Source organism: Streptomyces sp. N35 (assembly GCF_016464295.1).
Lineage (GTDB): Bacteria > Actinomycetota > Actinomycetes > Streptomycetales > Streptomycetaceae > Streptomyces.
Genome location: NZ_JAEIMH010000111.1, coordinates 1 through 22106, shown reverse-complemented (window position 1 = coordinate 22106; position 22106 = coordinate 1). Strand labels below are relative to the sequence as shown.

Annotated in this window: 16 protein-coding genes and 1 pseudogene; 2 read left to right on the top strand and 15 right to left on the bottom strand. The window is 70.3% G+C overall.

The features are described 5' to 3' along the window. Positions 1 to 93: 93 nt before the first annotated feature. Together JAO81_RS37510 and JAO81_RS37505 are read right to left on the bottom strand one after the other, a co-directional pair. On the bottom strand, positions 94 to 1368 hold the full coding sequence (locus JAO81_RS37510; protein WP_199552476.1) for an aminotransferase class I/II-fold pyridoxal phosphate-dependent enzyme: 1275 nt from the start codon (positions 1366 to 1368) through the stop codon (positions 94 to 96). A 274-nt stretch (positions 1369 to 1642) separates the two neighbouring features. Beyond that, positions 1643 to 3061 (bottom strand): M28 family metallopeptidase, encoded by a 1419-nt coding sequence (locus tag JAO81_RS37505; RefSeq protein ID WP_233416479.1) that lies wholly within the window; start codon positions 3059 to 3061, stop codon positions 1643 to 1645. 544 nt (positions 3062 to 3605) lie between these two features. On the opposite strand from JAO81_RS37505, the gene JAO81_RS37500 reads away from it, so the two are divergent. Further along, positions 3606 to 5024, top strand: coding sequence for an alpha/beta hydrolase (locus JAO81_RS37500; protein ID WP_307814107.1), 1419 nt, complete (start codon positions 3606 to 3608; stop codon positions 5022 to 5024). 194 nt (positions 5025 to 5218) lie between these two features. Here JAO81_RS37500 and JAO81_RS37495 read toward each other — a convergent pair whose 3' ends face one another. Beyond that, positions 5219 to 5485, bottom strand: a complete 267-nt coding sequence (locus tag JAO81_RS37495) for a hypothetical protein (protein ID WP_199552474.1) — start codon at positions 5483 to 5485, stop codon at positions 5219 to 5221. Positions 5486 to 5576: 91 nt separating this feature from the next. Between JAO81_RS37495 and JAO81_RS37490 the strand changes: the two genes are divergently transcribed. Then, the gene (locus tag JAO81_RS37490; protein ID WP_199552473.1) at positions 5577 to 6215 is read left to right on the top strand and encodes an SMI1/KNR4 family protein; all 639 of its coding nucleotides are present in this window, start codon (positions 5577 to 5579) and stop codon (positions 6213 to 6215) included. Positions 6216 to 6616: 401 nt separating this feature from the next. Here JAO81_RS37490 and JAO81_RS44150 read toward each other — a convergent pair. The 12 genes and pseudogenes from JAO81_RS44150 to JAO81_RS37430 all read right to left on the bottom strand — a co-directional run. Next, positions 6617 to 6860: pseudogene (locus tag JAO81_RS44150) on the bottom strand (hypothetical protein); the annotation flags it as partial. A 396-nt stretch (positions 6861 to 7256) separates the two neighbouring features. Continuing rightward, positions 7257 to 7838: a hypothetical protein gene (locus tag JAO81_RS37480; RefSeq protein WP_199552472.1), complete on the bottom strand. Its 582-nt coding sequence runs from the start codon at positions 7836 to 7838 to the stop codon at positions 7257 to 7259. A gap of 414 nt (positions 7839 to 8252) precedes the next feature. Further along, positions 8253 to 8990 carry a dienelactone hydrolase family protein gene (locus JAO81_RS37475; protein WP_199552478.1) on the bottom strand — a complete coding sequence of 246 codons (738 nt, stop codon included), beginning with the start codon at positions 8988 to 8990 and terminating at the stop codon, positions 8253 to 8255. Positions 8991 to 9139: 149 nt separating this feature from the next. Then, a complete protein-coding gene (locus tag JAO81_RS37470) occupies positions 9140 to 9517 on the bottom strand; it encodes a toxin Doc (RefSeq protein WP_199552471.1) in 378 nt (125 codons plus the stop codon). 4 nt (positions 9518 to 9521) lie between these two features. Next, positions 9522 to 9773: a hypothetical protein gene (locus JAO81_RS37465; protein ID WP_199552470.1), complete on the bottom strand. Its 252-nt coding sequence runs from the start codon at positions 9771 to 9773 to the stop codon at positions 9522 to 9524. Between the two features lie 109 nt (positions 9774 to 9882). Beyond that, positions 9883 to 10593 (bottom strand): ABC transporter ATP-binding protein, encoded by a 711-nt coding sequence (locus JAO81_RS37460; protein ID WP_233416482.1) that lies wholly within the window; start codon positions 10591 to 10593, stop codon positions 9883 to 9885. A gap of 10 nt (positions 10594 to 10603) precedes the next feature. Beyond that, entirely contained in the window at positions 10604 to 11335 is a 732-nt protein-coding gene (locus JAO81_RS37455; protein WP_307814105.1) for an ABC transporter ATP-binding protein, read from the bottom strand. Between the two features lie 8 nt (positions 11336 to 11343). Next, entirely contained in the window at positions 11344 to 12552 is a 1209-nt protein-coding gene (locus JAO81_RS37450; protein ID WP_199552468.1) for a branched-chain amino acid ABC transporter permease, read from the bottom strand. Beyond that, positions 12549 to 13442: a branched-chain amino acid ABC transporter permease gene (locus tag JAO81_RS37445; protein WP_199552467.1), complete on the bottom strand. Its 894-nt coding sequence runs from the start codon at positions 13440 to 13442 to the stop codon at positions 12549 to 12551. Before JAO81_RS37445 ends, JAO81_RS37450 begins: the two co-directional genes overlap by 4 nt. Beyond that, the gene (locus JAO81_RS37440) at positions 13439 to 14608 is read right to left on the bottom strand and encodes a branched-chain amino acid ABC transporter substrate-binding protein (protein ID WP_199552466.1); all 1170 of its coding nucleotides are present in this window, start codon (positions 14606 to 14608) and stop codon (positions 13439 to 13441) included. The genes JAO81_RS37445 and JAO81_RS37440 overlap by 4 nt, the downstream gene beginning before the upstream one ends. Positions 14609 to 14843: 235 nt before the next feature. After that, the gene (locus tag JAO81_RS37435; RefSeq protein ID WP_199552465.1) at positions 14844 to 18698 is read right to left on the bottom strand and encodes a non-ribosomal peptide synthetase; all 3855 of its coding nucleotides are present in this window, start codon (positions 18696 to 18698) and stop codon (positions 14844 to 14846) included. A 3-nt stretch (positions 18699 to 18701) separates the two neighbouring features. Beyond that, the coding region (locus JAO81_RS37430; protein ID WP_199552464.1) for a non-ribosomal peptide synthetase at positions 18702 to 22106 on the bottom strand (3405 nt) is incomplete at its 5' end.

The window sequence follows — 22106 nt, the reverse complement described above, 5'->3', positions numbered from 1 at the left end:
GGCCCCGGGGGAGGGGGGGGCGCCCCCCCCTGGGGGGGGGGGGGGGGGGGGGGGCCGCCCCACTGGAGTGCCCCCCCCCCACCCTCCTGCCCGCTACCGGCTCAACTGCCGCTCGTATCCGACCAGACGCACGCACGTGGCCAGGCCGGTGACCGCATGCCGCAGGTCCTCGAGGGACGGGAAGCTCGGCGCGATGCGGATGGTGGCGTCGTCCGGATCGTCGCCGTACGGGTGCGTGGCGCCGGCCGGGGTGAGGGCCGTGCCCGCCTCGGCGGCCAGCCGGACCACCTCGGACGCACCGCCGTACACCAGCTCCAGCGAGATGAAGTACCCGCCCTTCGGAGTCGTCCACCGGGCCAGGCCCGTGCCGCCGAGCTCCTGCCCCAACACGTCGAGGACCAGCTCGAACTTCGGCTGGAGCAGCGCACGGTGCGCTTGCATGTGGGCCCGAACGCCGTCGGTGTCGCGCAGGAATTGTGCGTGGCGGAGTTGGTTGACCTTGTCGGGGCCGATGGAACGCTTGCCGCTCTTGGCGAGCAGCCAGTCCACGTTGGCCTGGGACGCGCCGAAGAAGCCGACGCCTGCGCCCGCGAATGTGATCTTCGAGGTGGAGCCGAAGACGAGGGCCCGGTCCGCGTGACCGTGCGCCTCGCACGCCGCGAGCACGTCCAGGATCTCCACCTCCTCGTCCGTGAGGTGGTGGGCGGCATACGCGTTGTCCCAGAAGATCCGGAAGTCGGGCGCCGCGGTCGGCATCGCGGCGAGGCGCTCCACGACCTCGTCGCTGTAGCTGACACCGCTCGGATTGCTGTACTTCGGCACGCACCAGATGCCCTTGACCGTTGGGTCGTCGGCGACGAGCCGCTCCACGACATCCATGTCCGGGCCCTCGTCGGTCATCGGCACCGGTACGAGGTCGATGCCGAAGCGCTCGCTCAATGCGAAGTGCCGGTCGTAGCCGGGCACCGGGCACAGGAACGCGACGCGCGTCTCATCGGCCCAGCGGCGTACGGCGCCCGGGACCTTGCTCAGCAGCGCGTGCACCACGCAGTCGTGCATCAGCTCGAGGCTGGAGTTGCCGGCGGCCAGCAGCCGCTCGGCCGGCACCTGGAACACGGGCGCGAAGATCTCCCGCAGTTCCGGCAGGCCCTTCAGGCCGCCGTAGTTGCGGCAGTCGGTGCCGTCGGCCGCCTTCCAGCGTCCCGCCGGAAGCGACAGCAGGTCCTGGGCGAGGTCGAGCTGCTCCGGGGCGGGCTTGCCGCGCGTGAGGTCGAGGACGCGTCCCTGCGCCTTCAGCGTGCGGTAGTCCTCGATGGCCCGGGCGCGTCGCCCGGTGAGATCTCCGAGGGGCGCGTCGGTGGTCGTCATCGTCTGCACTGCCTTTCACTTCCGGCGAGGAGTCGCGCGGGCACCTGCCCGGATCCGCGGTCCGCAAGCGCGTCAGCGACCCACATCACACGACCTGCGGCCGGGGTGCGCGTCTTCTGCCGCCGACTGGGCATGCAGGTCAGCCTGATCCTCGTGGAGGCAGGCCGCCCCCGTATGGGTCGACTGTCCTCGCACCTCCTGCACATCACAGGTGGTGCGAGGACCGTAGGAGTCCGAGCACCGTTGCGGTGGGTCGGGCCCTTTTGCCTGCCTGTCAGAAGGTCAGCTTCCAGCCGTTGATCCGGCCGGTGTCCTGGGCTGCCACGTCCTGGACACGCAGGGTCCAGGTGCCGTTGGCCGTCTCGGCGGAGGCGTTCACGGTGTAGGTGGCCACCACGTTGTCCGCGGAGTCGTTCGCCGAGGAGTTCTTCAGGCGGTACGCGGTGCCGTCCGGTGCGATCAGATCGATGACCAGGTCACCTCGCCAGGTGTGGGTGATGTCCACGCCCGCCTTGAGGGTGGCGGGCGCGTTGCCCGTGCGGCCGCTGACGGTGATGGTGGAGGTGGCGGCCGCCGCGTTGTCGGGGATCGCGACGTCGGTGGTGTTCTCGTAGACGTCGCCCGGCGGGATCGCGGGTTCGGTGCCGAGCGTCCACACGGCGTGCGCGATCGCGTCGCTGTTACGGTCAAGGGCGGTGTCGTTGATGTTCGCCGTACCGTCGCAGGACGAGTGGTAGCAGCGGTCGAAGGCCTGTCCCGCTGTGCCGCCCCACTTCTGGGCCTGGGCGCTGGTCTTGGTGCGGCTCGCGCCGGTGAACAGGCCGCCGACGGGGATGCCGACGTTCTTGAACGCGGCGTGGTCGGAGCGGCCGTCGCCCTCGGTCTCGATCTCGGTCGGGACGCCGAGGCCGGCGAAGTAGTCCTTGAAGGTCTTCTCGATGGCGGGGTCGTCGTCGTAGACGAAGTAGCCCGGGTTGGGCGAGCCGATCATGTCGAAGTTCAGATAACCGCTGACCTTCGAACGCTCCGCGGCCGGCAGGTTGTTGACGTAGTGCTTGGAGCCGAGCAGTCCCAGCTCCTCGGCTCCCCACCACGCGAACCGCAGATGCTTGGTGGGCTGGAGCTGTGCCCGGGAGACGGCGAGCGCGCTCTCCAGGACGGCGGCCGAGCCGGAGCCGTTGTCGTTGATGCCGGGCCCGGAGCTGACGCCGTCGAGATGGGCGCCGGCCATCAGGACGGTATTCGGGTCGCCGCCCGGCCAGTCGGCGATCAGGTTGTAGCCGGTGGCTGAGCTTGCGGTGAACTGCTGCACGGTGGTGGTGAATCCAGCCGCGTCCAGCTTGGCCTTGACGTAGTCGAGGGAGGCTTTGTAGCCGGGGCGGCCATGGGCGCGGTTGCCGCCGTTGGCGGCGGCTATGGAGCCGAACTGCGACAGGTGCGCCTTGACGTTGGCGAGCGGTATGTCGGGGGCGGCTATCGCACTCGGGGGCCAGCCGCCGGCCCCCCGCCCGGGCGGGGGGGGTGGGGGGGGGGCGGCAACCGCCCGCGCCGCCCCGGCCCCGCCCGCGCCCGGGGCGGTGGCGGCGGCGCCCGCCGTGGGAGCGGAGGAGGCGAACAGGCCGCCGAGTGCGAGGACCGCGCAGGCCACCAGGCGTCTGACGCCGGGCGCGCGGTCGGGAGCGGAGAGTCTCATGTGGGGGCTCCGATTCGGATTCCGTACAGGACAGGGACGGAAACGTACGAGACGCCCCGCGACCACCGGGGCCGCAGGGCGCTGGAGCTGTGCATGATGCGTGGTGCGTGGTGCGTGTGCGTGGTGCGTGGTGCGTGATGCGTGCCCGCATCGTCGTGCTCTGTGTGACAGACCGTCAAGAGCGAGAATCGGACGGCCTGTTCCGCATTCCGTGCATACGGTGATCGGTCCGAGGGGCCATACGAGTGATCTGCTGGGGGCAACCTTCAACTTTGGTCGGGGTTCCCGGAACCTTCGGCGGATGCGCACGCCGGGTGAGGTGCATAGCGTCGCTTGCATGTCACGATCTGTCCGACATTCCGCCGTACCCGCGCGTTCTCCACGGATTGCGGCGCTGCTGGCCGCCGCGGCGCTGTCCTTGACCGGGTGCGTCAGCGGAAGCACCGCGACGTCAACGCAAGCCGAGCCGTCCGCGCCTGCCCCTGACCCGATTGACTGGACTGCGTGCGGACCTCGCCTGGACTGCGCCACCGTCAAGGTGCCGGTGGAGTACACCGCGCCCGACAGCGAGCAGATTGCGCTCGCCGTCACCCGCCACCGTGCCACCGACCCGCAACGGCGTATCGGCAGCCTGTTCATCAACCCGGGCGGTCCGGGGGTGTCGGCCACCGAGACTGTGAGGTCCATCGCCCCCGAGAGCGCCGCCAGCCCGTACTCGCCGGACGTGGTGTCCCGCTTCGACGTCATCGGTATGGACCCGCGCGGCGTCGGTGAGTCGGGCGCCGTGCGCTGCCTCACCGACGAGCAGCGTGCCCAGGTGGCGGCCGACGACCTCGACCCGGCCATCCCCGGCGGGAAGCCGTTGACTCGGCTGCTCGCTGACGCCGACACCTTCACCAAGGGCTGCCTTGCGCACCAGAGCCCCGCGTTCCTGGCGAGCTTGTCCACCGACAACGTCGCCCGCGACCTCGACCAGGTCCGTGCAGCCCTCGGCGAGGAGCAGATCACCTTCTACGGAGCCTCGTACGGCACCGTGGTCGGCCCCATGTACGCCACGATGTTCCCGGGCCGCGTCCGCCAGATGGTGATCGATGCCCCCGTCGACACCAGCTTGTGGATGAACGACCCGCTCCGCCTCCTCGACGACGTCGCCGTCTCCAACGAGGAGAACCTCGACGCCTGGATCGAGACTTGCCGCGCCGAGGGCGTGCGGGCCTGCCCGTTCGGCAACGGAGACCCCCAGTCCGCGTTCGACGCCCTGATCGCGCGGCTCGAGGCCAAGCCGCTGCATGTCCCGCCCGCCGAGGGCCTCACTCCCGGCGGCACACTTGACGGCGCCGTAGCGCTCGAGGCCGCGCGGGCCGCCGCCGGGGCCCGGGCGCTGTGGCCCACCCTCACCGCGGGTCTGCTCGCCGCCCAGCAAGGCAACGGCACACTCCTGCACTTCGTGGTCTCGAAGGTCACGGTCGCACCGTTCGGTGGCCCGTACGCGACCTTGCAGGAGCAGCACACCGCGGTGCGGTGCGCCGACTGGCCGGCCCTGACCAACCTGGCGGAGCACCGTGCCGCGGCGAAGAAGATCGCCGCTCGTGGCGGGCGTCTGGGCAGCCGGGCGGCCTACAGCGCGCTGAACTGCGCGCGGTGGCCCGTCCAGAACGAGGACCGCTTCACCAAGGAGCTCACCGGCGCCGGCGCCCCGCCGATCCTGGTGGTGGGCGGCCGTGTGGACAACGTATCCCCGTACCACTGGGCCCAGACCATGACGAAGCGTCTCAAGGACGCCGTCCTGCTCACCCGCGAGGGCGTCGGACACACCTCGTACCGCACGAGCGGCCGGTGCATCGACGACGCGGTGGACGCCGCGCTGATCGACCGGGACCTCCCCGCCTCGGGAACTGTCTGCGGCGCCGTACCTCCTGGCACTACCCGACCGCCTGCGCCCCAAGCTGGGACAGCCGAGTAGGCACTGGCCGCGTCTCCTTCCGGTCAGCACACGCGGCGAGCCGCCGTAGCCGGGTCTTGGGTGACCGATGCGCCGTGGGCACAGCCGTTCACACGCCTTGCGGGTCCTGGGAGTCGTGCGAGGTCCGAGGTCACCTGCGGCGCGGCTGCCTTGGTGCAGAGCAGCTGCCCGTACCCGGCGGCGTGGCGCGGCCATCAGCCGTTGTGGGCGCGCACCGTGGTCATCGCGGCGTGGATCGGCAGCCAGGTCCGGTCCGCGCCCGAGGCTTCCGCAACGGTGCCCAGGTCGTGCTGCTCCCATGAGCGTTCGCCGCGGTCAGGGACAGCGGCGCCGGAGGCAGCTGCGATGACGAGCGGACTATGTGCACGTGACGCGCGTATGGGCAGACCGATCTTGTTCAAGTCGCCGGTGAGGCCTGCGCCTTGTCTTCCGTACGGATGGGGCTCGTCGAGATCCTCCACATCGTCAGCGTCGGAACGAGGGATGGCGATCACTGCATCTGGCAGCCTGACCGGGAAGCGGGCTGTCAGTACGGCCGTCTATGTTCAGCGCATGACACAGATTGATCTTCCTGCGTTCGAGCGTGAGTGGGCTCGCTTCGAGTCATGGCTTCAGGCGAACTCGCCTGCTGATCACGCCATGTTGCGAAGGCCAGCAGTTCCCGAGCAGCTCATCGAGCTGGAGTCGCGGCTCGGCTACGGCCTGCATCCGGAGCTCAGGGCATTGCTGCAGCAGCACGATGGAGCGGCTGAACCTGTTGCCCCTCCCGGCTCCCGCAGGCGCCTTCCCGCTGGTGCATTTCTTCCGTCGGGGTGCCGGCTTGGCAGCGTGGACGACATCGCGTCGATGTACGACGTGATCGTGGATGTCGGCAAAGACAACATCGATGCTGACCTGTGGGAGGACGATGCACTGGCCGTAAATCTCCATCACTGTGTGCCGTTCGCGCTTCCCAACGACGGCGGGGTTGCCTTTGTCGATCACCGGCCTGGCCCTTCATACGGTCACGTGTATGAGATGGGCATCGGCTCCGGGGACCTGGACGGGACTCTGTGGGCAACCAGTCTCACGCAGCTCTTCAGGACGTTGGCCGACGCGTTGGAATCTGACGGTCCGTTCCTCTACTACTGGCCCACACCTTTCGAAGACGCATCTGGCCACCATTGCCTGGAGTGGCAGATCAGAACCTGAAGCCGTTCAGGATCCAGCCGATGGGCCGCTCGACCTTCCACCGCGGCGGCACAACCACGAACCCGTACGGCGACGGCTTCAAAGGGCGTGCGTGCTTGCGCTGCCGCTACGCGTGCGCCCCGCGGCGGTGGCTGAGTCTGATGGGGTGTGGCGGTGTCGTTGGCCCTGCCGCTGAAGTGGTGCCGGCGCCTGCCGTTGGGGAGTGGGCACGCTCCTTCTGACCGCGCGGGGCGCGTGATCCGCGGTGCGCGGCGCTGCGCCGAGGGCGCGGTGGATGCGGATGGTGTCGACGGACTCGGCGAGCAGCTCGAACTCCGTGGTGGCGTCGCGGGCGATGAACCGGAACAGCTGCCCGTACTCCAGGAGGAGCCCCGCTTGGGACTGCTCCGCGGCGTTGTCCCGCCAGGCCCTCAACTGCCCCGGCACATCGGGGGCATCGCGCGGCAGCGGCACCAGAGCACCCGCCGGTATACCCGCCGCGTCCGGGGTGGGGTCGAGGCGCTCGGCGATCCAGGTGGCGCGTTCGCGCAGCCACCACAGCGCCAGCGGCAGACTCGGCGCTCGGTAGGTGCCCAGCGGTACGCCGACCAGCTGCCCGGCGCAGACGCCGTACCCGGTCACTTCGCAGAGAAATTCCTCGTGCACGTCGCCCCCATCTGCGGTCCGTCCGCATAGGTCGGCGCGGTGACGAGGGATCGCGCGCGAGGGTGCGGGCGGAACCGGTTCGCTGGTGTCCTGGCTGCGGCAGGACACATCGTGTGCACGTCGAGGTTGGGCCGCCTTGGCGCTCAGGACTGGTCGAGCCTGCGAGCGTGACGGTCACGCCGATCGGAACCTCGATCGCGTACGGCTATTGTTCCCTCACAACCCGTGATCGTTGGCATATGCCGGAGAGTTATGGCTGGATTCGCACTCTGCTTCATCTCCCGCACCACCAACTCCGCCTCGGAGCATGTGAGTTACGGAGCCCCGCGCCCACCCTCGCCGCACCGGACACTCGAGGTGGCCGAAATACCGCCCTGCGCGACTGAGCGCCGCGTCTCAGTGCGGCGCCAACTCCTCGTCCGACCACAGTGACGCCCCGGCATGGCCCAACAGCAGCTTGGGGTAGTAGGTCCAGGCGAACCATGGTGCGGTCCGCGACGGGCCCAGCAGGCCGTCCAGTACCAGCCCGCCCGCCGTGAGGGCCACGCCGAGGGTTCGTCGCCGTGCCGGGGCGCGGCGGATGGCGACCGTCGCGGCCGCCATGTACGCGTACTGGCTCGCGGCCCACACGGCAGGGTGGACACGGCGCCTCGCGCGCCCGCCCGGCCATCCCGCGTCGAGCCGCGCCACCACCGCCGGATGGACGTGCAGCGCGGCGAATGCGTAGTGCGCGGCATTCCCCTGGCCCCGGCGTTCGTACCAACGGGCGCACGCGCGCGTGTTGTTGACGTACACACCGCCTGCGAGGTCCACAGCCAGCAGGCATGCGATGGCTGCGCCTCCTGCGCCGGCCCCGCGCGCCCTGGCCACGGCCGGCGCCGCGACCGCACCGGCCACCGTCGTCAAAGCCGTCAGCACATGGTTCGCGCGCGTGGCCTCCGGGCCCACGAACTCACCCCACGCCCGGCGCAGCGCCACCCTCGCCCCCGTCAACGGTCCTCCTGAGCCCTGATGTGGTCCGCGCCTCGACTGAGCATCTCCAGCTCCTTGTCCAAGTGACGTATCTCCACGCATGCGACCACCGGTGATTGTCACCCGGCCGGGATGACGAGGCGAACGCTCGCGCTCTTTCGGCTTGGGTGAGCCGATCACGCCGATCACGCCAATGCGCCGCTGCCGCGCTGCCGCAGCAACGGTCCACGTCTGGAACGGAAATCCGGTGGACGCGGCAGAGATGCAGCCGTCATGGCCGTGACTCAGCAGCTCGCCCGTGTCGCCGCTATCCGGCATCTGCCCGAATACGGTTCTGCTGTGCGGACTTGAGGGGTGGGGATCGTCAGTGCCCAACGTCGACCAGGCCATGCCATGCCAGGCGCCAGCGAGTTTGCCGGGTCAGACCCCCAAGTTCTCGGTCACGGACAGGCACTCGGTCAGCAGGTCGACGACGTCGCGCCAAGCTCGCTGCGCGTGCTGTGGGTGGTAGCCGACGCCGGGGACCGTGGGGTGGTCGACCGGCGGGTGGTGGAAGGCGTGCAAGGCGCCGCCGTAGACCGTGAGGCGCCAGTCGACGCCCGCGGCCTGCATCTCGGTGGTGAACGCGTTGCGTTGCGCGGGCGGCATGATCGGGTCTTCCGAACCGACCCCGGCCCACACCGGGCAGCGGATGTGCGCCGCCTCGCCCGGTCGGCCCGTGGTCGTTGCGTTGACCGTCCCGATCGCGCGCAGGTTGACGCCGTCGCGCCCGAGTTCCAGCGCGATGGCGCCCCCGGTGCCGTAACCGACGGCGGCTATCCGGTCGGGGTCGGTCCGCGGTTCGGTGCGCAACACGTCGAGCGCCGCGTGGCCGATGCCTCGCATCCGGTCGGGGTCGTCGAGCAGCGGCATGCAACGGGCCAGCATCTCCTCGGGGTCGGCCAAATAGCGCCCACCGTGAAGGTCGAAGGCCAGCGCTACATATCCCAGCCCGGCCAGAGCATCGGCCCTGCGGCGCTCGACGTCGCTGAGCCCCATGCCCTCTGGTCCGAGCAGCACCGCGGGCCGGCGGTCGCCACCGGCCGGGAGAGCAAGGTGCCCGATCATCGTCAAACCGTCCGCCGAGTACTCGACCGTGCGCGTCGTCATCGTCGCCATCGTTGTCATGAAACGGGACTGTAGTAACCATCGAGCCCGGTCCGGCCGATGTTCTGCCGCTGGCAGAGCAGCGTGTGGACGCGCGCGACGCTCCTTTTTGTAACGCCCCACTCCCGCCGCCAGCGCCGAGCTACCGCCGAGCAGGTGACTCAGAGACGCCAAGTGCGGATCTTGTCGGCTGCGGCGAAGACGTCGGCCTTGACCGTCAGCACCTCCTTGGCGAGTTCGACGAGTTCGCCGTACGGCGCATCCAGGCCTTCGCCGGAGGCGTGCATGTAGGCGATGACGATGGCGCAGGCGAAGCGCACGTTGTGTGCGGGCAGCGGGCGCAGCAGTACCAGGGTCTGCAGGAGCGCGGCCGCGCGCCAGGAAGCGTCGGAGTCGATGCCGAGCCGGGGCGGGTCGACCCGGTGCCGTGCCACGGCCGCGACCAGCGCGGAGAAGTCCGAGATCAGAGGCTGATCGGGGAGGGCTTGTTCGTGTTGCCGCAGCAGCCACGGCACGTCGATGTGGATCACAGGGGGCATCGGGTCAGGCGGCCTGTCCGGCGGAGCGCGGGGCGGGTCCGTCGTCGATGCCGGCCGCCGAGATCGCGTCGGCGAGCGCCGGGTCTCGGAAGGTGCGCTGGAAGATCTCGGCGGCCTCGCGCAGGGCTCGGTGCCGGGAGATGGTGTCGGCAGTCGCCTTGCGGACAATCGCCTTCATCGGCTCGCCGGTGTCCTGGGCCAGGGCGCGGAGCTCGGCGAGTTCCTCTTCGCTGAAGTCCACATTGAGTGCAGGCATATCAGAACGCTACTCCTGCGGTACCTGGACGTAAAACATCGCAGGTCAGAGCGGGTAACCTCAGGTACCTGGGCACCCGTCGGCCGCTCCCCCGGCTCCGTCGGTCGGCTCAGAGAGCGCCCAGGTATGCCTCCGTCACCCTTTTGTCCGCGGCCAGTTCCCCGGCCGGCCCGGTCAGCGCGACCTGGCCGTCCTCGAGCACGTAGGCCCGGTCGGCGAAGCGCAGGGCCGCCCTGGTGTTCTGCTCCACCAAGAGCACGCTCGTACCGTGCTTGGTGTTGATGTCGGCGACGACCTCGAGCACCGCGGTCACCAGCAGGGGTGCGAGTCCCATCGACGGCTCGTCCAGCATCAGAAGCCGCGGGCGGGTCACCAGTGCGCGGCCGATGGCCAGCATCTGCTGCTCGCCTCCGGACAGCGTGCCGCCCTGCTGCTCCCGGCGTTCGGCAAGCCGCGGCAGCAGCGTGTAGACCTGGGCGATACGCCGGGCCACCTCGCGGTTGTCCCGCTGCAGATAGCCCCCGAGCTGAAGGTTCTCGTGCACCGTGAGGGTGCTGAAGATGCGCCTGCCCTCCGGTACTTGCACCAGGCCGGCCGCCACCCTCTGTGGCGGCGGTGCGTCGGTCACATCGCGGCCCGCGTAGGTGATCCGGCCCGCGGCCGGGCGGACCAGGCCGGACAGGGCGGACAGGACCGTGGTCTTGCCCGCGCCGTTGTTGCCGAGCAGCGCGACGATCTCGCCCTCCCCCACCCGCAGATCGAGCCCGGACAGGGCCCGGACCTCGCCGTAGTACACCTCGAGACCGGTCACCTGCAGCAGGGTCGGGCGTTCAGTCACCGCGGATCACCCCCCGGGCGGTGGCGAGTTCCGCGTCATCGGTGTCGCACCCCAGGTACGCCTCGATGACGCGGGGGGTGGCGCGTACCTGCGCAGGTGGGCCATCGGCGATACTCCTGCCGAAGTCGAGGACGACGACGCGCTGTGAGATCTCCATGACCAGTCCCATGTCGTGTTCGATGAGGGCGAGCGCGGTGCCGTGGGCGCTGATCCGCCGGATGAGGTCGACGAGTTCGGTCCTCTCACCGTGGTTCAGGCCCGCCGCCGGCTCGTCGAGGAACAGCAGCCGGGGGCGGCGTGCGAGGGCGCGGGCGATTTCCACCCGCCGTTGCTCTCCGTAGGGCAGGTGGCGTACGAGTCCGGCCCGGTCGCCTCGCAGCCCGACGAAGTCCAGCCACCTGTGGGCTTCATCCGTGACGCGCTGCTCGGTGCGCCGGTAGCGCGGCGTGTGCAGCAGGACGTCGACAACGCGCTGCCGCAGCCACAGGTGAGTGCCGGCGCGTACGTTGTCCAGGACGGACAACTCGCCGAACAGGCGCGGGTTCTGGAACGTGCGGGATACTCCGAGCCGGGCGATCGCAGCAGGACTGCGGCCGGTGACATCGGCCGCGTCGAACCGGATGGTGCCGCTGTCCGGCCGGTAGAACCCGGTCACGCAGTTGAACGCCGATGTCTTGCCCGCGCCGTTCGGTCCGATCAGCGAGACGATCTCACCGTGGCCCACCGTGAAACTCAGGCCGTCGAGGGCGCGGACGCCGCCGAAGGTGAGCCGCAGGTCCTCGACTTCGGGCAGGCTGGAGGGGGTTGCCGCCGTGGGAGGGGCGCGGGCGCCGGGGGGGGCGGGGCGGCGCGCCGCGCGCCCGTGCGCGCCGACTCGCGCGTACGCTGCGGCCACAGCCCCTGCGGACGCAGCACCATCACCACGATCAGCAGGACACCGAAGACGAAGAACCGGTAGTCCTGCACCTGCCTCAGCAGCTCCGGCGCAAGGCTGATCGCGATGGCGCCGGCCACGACACCCGGGGTCGAGCCCATCCCGCCGAGCACCACGGCCATCAGTACGAGAGCCGACCACAGGAAAGTGAAGCTGGCCGGAGAGACGGCCGAGAGCTGGGCGCCGAAGAGCACACCGGCGAGACCGCCCCAGACCGCGCCGGCGACATAGGCGGCCAGCTTCACCCGGTGCGGATGGATGCCCATCGCCGCGGCGGCGTCCTCGTCCTCGCGTACGAACCGCCAGGCCCGGCCGAGCCGGGAGCGGCCCAGGCGCGCGGCGAACAGGACCGCCACGGCGACGACACCGACGGTGACGTAATAGAACAGCGCCGGATCGGTGGGGCCGTCGCCCCACAGCCCAGGGATGCCGTAGATGCCCGAAGGCCCGCCGGTGATCTCGAGGTTGGTGGCCGTGATACGGATGATCTCGCCGAAGCCGAGCGTGACGATGGCGAGGTAGTCGCTGCGAAGGCGTAGCGTCGGCGCCCCGATGACGAGACCGGCGACCACGGTCACGACCAGGACCGCGGGCACAGTGGCGAGCAGGGGGACATCGAGTTCGATGGCCAGGATGCCGCTGGTGTAGGCGCCGACGGCGAAGAAGGCGGCGTACCCGAGGTCGAGCAGCCCGCAGTAGCCGACCACGATGTTCAGTCCGACGGCCAGCATCACGAAGAGGGCGGCGCCGGTCATCACGTTGAGGGCGTAGGGCGTGGCGATGACGAGCGGAAGGGCCAGCGCGGCAGCCAGCGCTCCCCAGCCGATACGGCGGCTCTCCAGGATCCGGGTCAGCAGCGCGCTTCCACGCCCTCGGGCCGGCTTGGCGTGCGGTCCGTCTTCGGGCTGGGACGGCTTCGGGATTTCGCTCGGCCTGTCGATGTGATCGCAACCTTCGGACACGGGCGCTTCCTCCGGGCCGCCGGTCCGCCGCACGGGGTTGCTCATACCCGCTCCTTCACGCGCTCGCCGAGCAGCCCTGTCGGCCGCAGGGTGAGGAAGAGAATCAGGCAGCCGAAGGCAAAGACGTCCCGCCATTCGCCCCCGAGCCAGTCCGTGCCGAACGACTCGAGCAGACCGAGCAGCAGACCTCCGAGCATCGTGCCGCGCATGTTGCCGATCCCGCCGATGACGGCTGCGGTGAAGGCCTTGAGCCCGATGAGGAAGCCCATCAGGAAGTCGATCTTCCCGTAGTAGGCGCCTGCCATCACCCCCGCCGCCCCCGCGAGGGCCGAGCCGATGAAGAAGGTCCGCGAGACCACCGCGTCGACGTCGATGCCCATGAGCCGGCTTGCCCGCGGATCCAGCGCGACCGCCCGCATCGCCCGGCCCTGCCCGCTGTGCCGCACGAGCCGGTCAAGGCCTGCCATCAGGGCGACCGCGACGGCGACGAGCATGAGCTGGGCCACGCTGATCCTCGCGCCCGCGACCTCGAAGCCCGTACTGCTCAACTGCGCCTGGTAGACCTTGGGGTTGGGACCCACGGCGATCCGCGTCCCGTATTCGAGCGCGAACGACGCCCCCACCGCCGTGATCAGCAGAGAGAGCCGGGGCGCTGCCCGCAGGGGCCGGTAGGCGACCCGCTCCAGCACCATCCCGGCCAGCCCCGTCAGCACCATGGCACACACCAGCACCACCAGCAGCGCCAGCACGGTGGAGCTGCGCACCAGCGAGCCGAGTGTGCCGAGCACTGCGAAGCCGGAGAAGGCGCCGAGCATGTAGAGGTCGCCGTGCGCGAAGTTGAGCAGCCTGATGACGCCGTAGACCATGCTGTAGCCGAGCGCGACCAGCGCGTAGAACGACCCCAGGAACAGGCCGTTCCAGACGAGCTGGCTCACTGCAGGTTGTCCTTGAGGACGAACCGGCCGCCCTTGTTGACCAGAATCACGAAGCCACCGTTGGACAGCGTGTGCTCGGGGGTGAACTTCAACGGCCCGGAGAACAGCTGGAATCCGTCCACCGCCTCCAGCGCCTTCACGATCGCGCCACCGTCAGTGCTGCCGGCCTGCTCGATGGCCTCGGCGGCGAGCCGCACCGCGTCATAGGACTGCGTCGAGTACGGGCCCGGGTCGGCCTTGAACTTCTTCTTGTACGCGGCGATCCAGCCCTTGGCCTGCGGCAGGGTGTCCGGGGTCTGGGTCATGGTGGCGTGCACACCCTCGGCGTCGCCGGCGATCCGCGCCAGCTTCGGGTCCACCAGACCGTCGGCGCCCAGGAACTTCCCCTTGTACCCGGCCTGCCTGAACTGCTTGATCAACAGCCCGCCCTCCTGGTAGTAGCCCGTGAAGAAGACGTAGTCGGGCTTGTCCTTGAGGACGCTGGTCACGGCCGGGCCGTAGTCGCTCTCACCGGGGGTGATCGCGTGCAGACCGCTCGCCTCGGGCCCGCCCGCCTTGTCGAGGCCGGCCTCGGTACGGACCCCGATGTCCTTGGAGTACGAGGTGTTGTCGTGCAGCACGGCGACCTTCTCGGCGCCTTCCTTGCCCAGCCATTCCAGCGCGGCCGCGGACTGCTGCCTGCCAGTGCCGTTGATCAGGAAAACGTGCTTGAGTCGCTGGTCGACGAGCTCGCTGGAGTTCGCGGCGGGGATGATCATCGGAATCCGGTGCCGGTCGAAGATCGGCAGAGTGGGGAGCGTCGCACCCGAGCAGTAGCCGCCCACGGACACCTTGACCCCGGCGGAGACCAGCTTGTTGGCGGCGGCCGTCGCGGTCTTCGGGTCGCACGCCTCGTCCTCGACCTGCAGTTTCAGCTTGCGCCCGAGGACTCCGCCTTGGGCGTTGATCTCGTCCACGGCCAACTGCGCCGCGTTCGACATGTAGGGCCCCACCTCTGCCGTACTGCCGGAGCGGGGGACGGCCATGCCCAGCAGGATGGGCCCCTCGTCCTTGTTCCCCACGTCGTCCGCGAGAAGGCCCGCATCGCAGCTGGATGACGTGAGTACGCAGGCCACGGCCAGCGCGCTGAGGCACAGAAGCCGGCGGGGGGTTCGGTGGTGGCTCATCGGATTCGCTCCCTGTCAGGGCGGCCATCTGCTGCGCTGCCGGGCGCGGGGACAACCACCCCGTGGGAGTCCCGGCCGGGGGGAGCGTCGGGGACCGCTGTCGCATCGGTGTTGTCACCTGCCCCAGGCGCGGCCAACAGGTTCATGCCACACCCCAACCCGTGCCCCCCGCCCAATCCTTGAGCGAAGGCCTACCGGATCTGCGGTCTCCTTCTACGCAGTGTCAGGCACAGCTTCATTCACGCAGCTTTTGGTTGACCACCGCGAAGACCTCGGCCACGGGTGCGGGCATGTGCATCTCGTGGTGGACGGCGCGTACGTCGTGCACCTCGAAGTCGCCCTGGACGTAGGGCCGCCACAGGTGGGCGTACGACTCGGTCTGCTGTGTCGCGTTGAAGAAGACGACGTCGCCGCGGTAGACCGGCGATTCGAACGCCATCATGCAGGTCATGTTGTTGGCCAGGACCTTGGACATGACGTCGAGGAAGCGCTCCTGGTTGTCGGTGCCGATGTACTGGCCGAAGTAGTGCTCGAGTTCGCCCCGGTAGTCCGCCTGGGTCTTGCCGGTGTGGATCTCGGTGAATCCGTGTCCGCCGGGCTGGGAGTCCAGGATGGCCACGAGGTGGATCTCGTGGCCGCGCCGGTCGAGTTCGTGGGCGACGGCCTGGACGACGGTGCCGCCGTAGGACCAGCCGATCAGGTCGAACGGCCCGTCCGGCTGGATCTTCAGGATCTGGTCGGCGTAGTCCTCGACCATTTCCGGTACGGAGCCGGCCAGCGGGTCGGTGCCGTTGGAGCCGCGGGACTGCAGGGCGTACGCCGGGCGGTCCTTGACGTGGTGGACGAAGCTGAAGTAGGCCCAGCCGAGGCCGCCGCCGCCGTGGAAGAACCACAGGGGGCGCTTGCCCGTGCCGGGGTCGCTGTTCAGCGGCAGCACGACCGAGAACGGGTCCGCCAGCTCTTCCGGGATGGTGCCGGTGAGCAGCAGGGCGGCCAGTTCGGCCACGGTGGGGAACTTGATGATGGTCCGCAGCGGCATCTCGATGCCGAACTGCGTACGGATACGCCGGCTGAGCCGCGTGGCCAGCAGGGAGTGCCCGCCCAGGGAGAAGAAGCTGTCGTCGATGCCGACCCCGTCACAGGCGAGCAACTCGGCGAACAGGGCGCACAGTTGCTCCTCGTGGGCATTGCGCGGCGCCCCGGTGGCACCGGCACCCGCCGGTTCGGTGGGCAGCGCCTTGCGGTCGAGTTTCCCGTTGGGGTTCAGCGGGAGGTGGGACAGGGCAAGGAGCGTCGGGGGCACCATGTACTCGGGCAGGCGTGCGCGCAGGTACGGCACGAGTGCGCCCAGCAGGAGGCGTGTCGGTTCGTCGTCGAGGACGACGGGTGCGCCGGTGTCGCCGTGCGCACCGGGCTGTCCCGCGTGGGCCGTGCGTGCCGGGACGACGTAGCCGATCAGGCGTTTGTCCCCGTCCTGGACCTCGCGCACGACGACCGCGGCCTGTGCGACCCCGGGGTGGCCGTCCAGCGCGTGCTCGATCTCGCCGAGTTCGATACGGAAGCCGCGCACCTTGACCTGGAAGTCCGTGCGCGCGAGGTACTCCAGGCGCCCGTCCCTGTCCCAGCGCACCAGGTCCCCGGTGCGGTACATGCGGCTGCCGGCCGGTCCGAAGGGGCAGGCCACGAAGCGTTCCGCGGTGAGGTCGGGGCGGCCCTGGTATCCGCGGGCCACGCCGTCGCCGGCGATGTACAGCTCGCCCTGCACTCCTCGCGGGACGGGGCGCAGCGTCGCATCGAGCACGTACACCTGGGTGTTGCCGATGGGCACACCGATGGCCGGTACGGCGCCCGACTCGACGGGTGCCATGGTCGACCAGGTCGTCGTCTCGGTGGGGCCGTACCAGTTGCCCACTTCCACGGCCTGGTCGGCCAGGGTCGAGGCGAGGCGGACCGGCACGGCCTCCGCTCCGATGATGATGCGCAGCCCGCGTGCCGCGTTCGGGTCGTGGATCAGCAGCATCTGCCAGAACGCGGGCGCGCCCTGTACGGCGGTGATTTTGTGGAGGCGGACGGCTGCCAGGACGGCGGCCGGGTCGGTGACCGTGTCCTTGGCCACCATCACCATGGTCGCGCCGCAGACGAACGGCAGGAACAGCTCGGTGTTGGCCATGTCGAACGCCACCGTGGTGCTGAACAGCATCCGCTCGCCGGGCGTCAGCGGGAAGCGGCGCTGCACGGAGGCGATGAAGTTGTCGAGCGCTCCGCGCGGGACCGCCACGCCCTTCGGTGTGCCCGTCGAGCCCGAGGTGTAGATCACGTACTGCGTGTTCCGCGGCTCTGCGGTGCTGTCCGGGGGCGTGTGCGCGCAGGCTTTCCAGTCCGCGCCGTCCAGGGTGGCCGCGTCGAGCACCAGGGCCGGTCGCGCCTGCTCGAGGACGAAGCCGACGCGGGACTCGGGGTGGTCCGGGTCCAGCGGGACATACGCTCCGCCGGACTTGAGCACGGCCAGGAGCGCCACGATCAGGTCGGCGGTGCGGGGCAGGCAGACCGCGACGAGGGATTCGGCGCGCACCCCTTGGCCGATCAGCCAGTGCGCCAACTGGTTGGAGCGGGTGTCGAGTTCCCGGTAGGTGAGCGTGGACTCGGGCGCGATGACGGCGACGGCCTCGGGCCGCAGGTCCGCCTGACGCCGCAGGGCGGCCACGAAGCCGCCGTCCAAGGTGGGTTCGGCGGTGTCGTTGACGTCGCCGAGTACGCGCTCGCGCTCCCCCGGGATCAGCAGATCGAGGTCGCCGACGCGCAGGTCGGGTGTGACGGCCAGCTGTTCGAGGATGCGCGCGAGGCGGGCGGCCATGGCCTCGATGGTGTCGCGGTCGAACAGCCCGGTCGCGTACTGGATGTCGCCGTGCAGCGTGCCGGAGTTGTCCAGGGCCATGCTGAAGAACAGGTCGACCTGCGTGGTGTTGGTGAGGGCCTGCTGGAACTCCGCCGTCAGGCCGGGCAGATGAAGCTCGGGCTTCTCGTAGCTCTGCCAGCCGCACATGACCTGGAACAGCGGACGGTAGAAGGCGGAGCGCTCCGGGTTGAGCTGCTCCACGAGCAGCTCGAAGGGCAGGTCCTGGTGGTCGAAGGCGGCGAGGGCCTTCCTGCGGACCTGCGCGAGGACGTCGGTGAACCGGGGGTTGCCGCTGAGGTCCACGCGCAGGACCAGGTTGTTGACGAAGCAGCCGATCAGATCGTTCAGCGCCTCGTCGCCGCGCCCGGCGATCGGGGTGCCGAGGGGCACGTCGTCCCCGCCACCGAGCCTGCCGAGAAGCACCGCCACAGCCGCCTGTACGAGCATCCCCATGCTCGTGTTGCGTGCGGCGGCCACCTGCTGGAGTTCGGCGGCGGTCCGCGCGCTCACGGTGAAGGCGACCGTGTCGCCGTCCGTGCGCGCCTGAGCGGTCCGCGGCCGGTCCAGCGGAAGGCCCAGGGGCTGCGGTACGCCCTCCAGCTCGGCCTGCCAGTAGGCGAGTTGTTCCGCGGCGATGCTGTGCGGGTCCTCGACGTCACCGAGTACCTCGCGCTGCCACAGGGTGTACTCCTTGTACTGCACGGGCAGCGGCTGCCAGTCGGGGGCCCGGCCCTCGCGGCGTGCGGTGTAGGCCGCGGCGAGGTCGCGCGCCAGCGGAGCGCCGGAGCTGCCGTCGGTGGCGATGTGGTGCACGACCAGGACCAGGACGTGCTCCTGGGGTGCCAGGCGCAGCAGGGTGGCCCGCAGCGGGATCTCGGCCGCCAGGTCGAAGCGGTGCGAGACGGCGGTCGCGATCGCCTCGGCCTCGCCCTCGGACGTCACCTCGCTCACCGCCACCGGGACGAGGTCCGAAGTCATCGGCAGGATCTGCCCGTAGGGCATACCGGACGGGTCCGACGGATAGGTGGTCCGCAGGATCTCGTGCCGGTCGACCACATCGCGTATCGCCGCGACGAGGGCGTTCTCGTCCAGGGGGCCGGTCAGCCGGAAAGCCGCTGACATGTTCCAGTTCTCCGCACCTTCCAGGTGGTGCAGGAACCAGGTGCGACGTTGCACGAACGACAGCGGGGTCATGGCTCACTCCTTGGCGAACATCTGAAGCAGGCTGGGGCGACGGCGCGGAGCGGACTGCTCCGACCACGCGGCGAGCGCCGCGACCGTCGGCAGATCGAAGATCTTGCTGACGGGGATCTCCACGCCCGTCTCGGCCAGCGCGCGGTGGCTGAGGCGGACGGCGAGCAGGGAGTGTCCGCCGAGTTCGAAGAAGTTGTCGTCGACGCCGACCTTCTCCACTGCGAGCACCTCGCAGAACAGATCGGCCAGGGTCTGCTCCCGGGGCGTGCCCGGTGCCCGATAGACGGCGCCGATGTGGTCCGGCTCGGGCAGCGCGGCCCGGTCCAGCTTGCCGTTCGGGGTGAGCGGGAGCCGGTCGAGGACCGTGAAGGCGGACGGCACCATGTAGTCCGGCAGCCGCTGCGCGGTGAAGGCGTGCAGGGCGCGCGTGTCCAGGCCCTCGCGCGCCACGACGTAGGCGAGCAGCTGCTTGCCGGCGCTGCGGCCGGGGGCGGTGACGACGGCGGCCTGGGCGACGTCCGGGTGCGCGGTGATCGCCGCCTCGACCTCACCGGGTTCGACGCGGAAGCCGCGGATCTTGATCTGCTTGTCGCCGCGTCCCAGGTACTCCAGTTGTCCGTCGCCGCGCCGGCGGGCCAGGTCGCCCGTGCGGTACATACGGGAGCCCGGCGGCCCGTAGGGGTCGGGGACGAAGCGCTCGCAGGTCAGTCCGGGGCGGCGGAAGTAGCCGCGGGCGATGTGGCCGGCGACGTACAGCTCGCCTGTCGCGCCCGGTGGCAGCAGCGTGAGGTCGGGGCCGAGGAGGTAGGTGCGCATGCCGCCGAGCGGGACGCCGACGGGCGCGTTGCCCGACGGGTGGGGCCCGGTGGCGGGATCGGTGCGGGTGGCGGGGTCGGCCCAGGCGCCCGGGTCGGTGCAGGTGGTGGCGTAGAAGGATTCGCTCTGGCCGTACGCGTTGACGATCCGTACGCCGTCGAAGGCCTCGTGCGTGCGCCGGACCAGGGCCGCGGACAGCGCCTCGCCGGCGAAGACGACCGTCTCCACTTCCGTACGGTCGCGGAGGGCGTCGAGGAGCTCGTCGAAGGCGGACGGAACGGTGGACAGGACGCTGCCGCTCCAGCCGTCCTCGCGTTCGCCCAGGACGAGGACGTCGCGGACCAGGTCGACCACTCCACCGGCGGCGAGGGTGGTGAAGATCTCGAACACGGAGACGTCGAAGTTGACGGAGGTGCCGGCGAGCATGCTCCGGCCCGGCCCCATACCGACGCGTTCGGCGAGCCGCAGCACTCCGTTGACGACGGTGGCGTGGGTGATGGCGACGCCCTTGGGCTTGCCCGTGGAGCCGGAGGTGTACATCACGTACGCCAACTCCTGCGCGTGGACCGGCAGATGCGGCGCCTGTTCGACGCCGCTCAGGTCCAGAGCGTCCAGGTGGAGGTCGGGTGCGGTGTGCCGCGGCAGTCCGGTGGCCGTCGCCGCGTCGGTCAGCACGAGGTGGGGCCCTGCTTCTTCGAGGATCGTCTCGAGGCGGTGGCTCGGGTACTTGGGGTCGACCGGCAGGTACGCGGCGCCTGCCTTGAGCACCGCCAGGAGCGCGACCACCAGGTCGGCCGACCGGGGCAGGGACACGGCCACCAGTGACCGGGGGCCTACGCCCTCGGCGGCCAGGGCGCGGGTCAAGGCAGCAGCGCGGGCGTCGAGTTCGGCATACGTGAGCGTGGTGTCGCCGGCGATGAGGGCGGTGGCGCCCGGGGTCCGCGCGGCCTGCGCCTCGACGAGGGCGTGGACGGTGGCGGGCGGCGTCGCCATGGGTGCCGTGGGTGCGTCGCCGACCAGGTCGCCGTTGTCTCGGTCGCCACCTTGGTCGCCGTCTTGGTCGCTGTCTTGGTCGCTGTCTTGGTCGCCGTCTTGCGCGAGCAGCAGGGCGCGTTCGGCCGGCTCGAGTACGTCGAGGTGGGCGGCCGCCGGCTCCGCGGGATCCGCGAGGTGGTGCAGGACGCGCGCGAGGCGGGCCGCGAGTGCCTGTGCCGCGTCCGGATCGAAGACGTCGGGGGCGTACTGCAGCATGAGTTTCAGGTGCGGGTCGACGGCCGCCATCAGGGCCAGCGGATAGTTGGTGCCCGTGGAGGCGCGCAGCCCCGTGAAGGCGATGTCCTCGGCGGCGGCGCCGAGGCCTTCCTCGTCCACGGGATAGGACTCGAAGACGACCAGGGTGTCGAACAGCGTGGGCAGGCCCACCGTCTGCTGGATCCGCGACAGCCCTTCGTGGTGGTGGTCGAGCAGCGCGGCCTGCCGCTTCTGCAGCCGGCCGAGGATGGTGCGGGGCGTTTCGCCGGGTGCGTAGGTGAGGCGTACGGGCAGGGTGTTGATGAACATGCCGACCATGGACTCGACGTCGGCGACGGCGGGCGGGCGGCCGGAGACGGTGGCGCCGAACACCACGTCCTGGCGGCCGGTGAGCCGGCCGAGCAGCAGGCCCCAGGCGCCCTGGACAAGGGTGTTGACGGTGATGCCCCACTCGGCGGCGAGGCCGGCCAGGGCCCGCGCGTCGTCGGGTGCCAGCGGGACGTCCAGTTGGCCGGCGCCCTGGCTGCCTTCCTTGCGGCCGGGCGCGATCAGGGTGGGTTCCTCGACCCCGTCGAGCTCTTCGGCCCAAGCCCGTGCGGTGGCGTTCTCGTCCTGCCGTGCGCGCCAGGCCAGGAACTCGCCGAAGTCCCTGGGGGCGGGCAGGCCCGTGGGGTCGCCGTCGCGGGTGTAGAGCAGCAGCAGGTCCTGCAGGAGCAGCGGCGTGGACCAGCCGTCGAGGAGTACGTGGTGGGCGGTCAGGACGAGGTGGGCCCGGTCGGGTTCGAGACGGACCAGGGCCAGGCGGATCAGCGGCGGACGGTCGGCGTCGAAGTAGGTCTTCCGGTCGTCCTCGAGGAAGTGCTCGAACCGCTCGGTGCGCTCCGGCTCGTCCAGGTGTGTCAAGTCGAGGTACTGCCAGGGCAGGGTCACCGATTCCGGTATCGCCTGGATGACTTCGCCGTCGGCGCGGCTGACGAAGGCCGCGCGCAGGACGGTGTGGCGTTCCAGAAGTGCCTGTGCGGCCCGGCCCATGCACTCGGGGTCGATGACGCCGGACAGCTCGAACGCCAGCTGGACGTGGTAGGCGTCGAAGTCCTCGCCGGCGAGCTGCGTGTGGAACAGCATTCCGGCCTGTACGGGGGTGGTGGGCCAGATGGCGGCGAGTGTGCCGTAGCGCTGCTGCCAGGTGTCGATCTCGGCCTGGGTGACGCTGACGAGGGGGGCGTCGCTGGGGGTGAGGCCGCCTGCGTCCGGGCTGGTGGCGTGGTCGGCGAGGGCGGTGAGGGCCTGGACCCACAACTCGGCGAGTTCGGTGACCTCTTGACGGGTGAGGACGCCGGT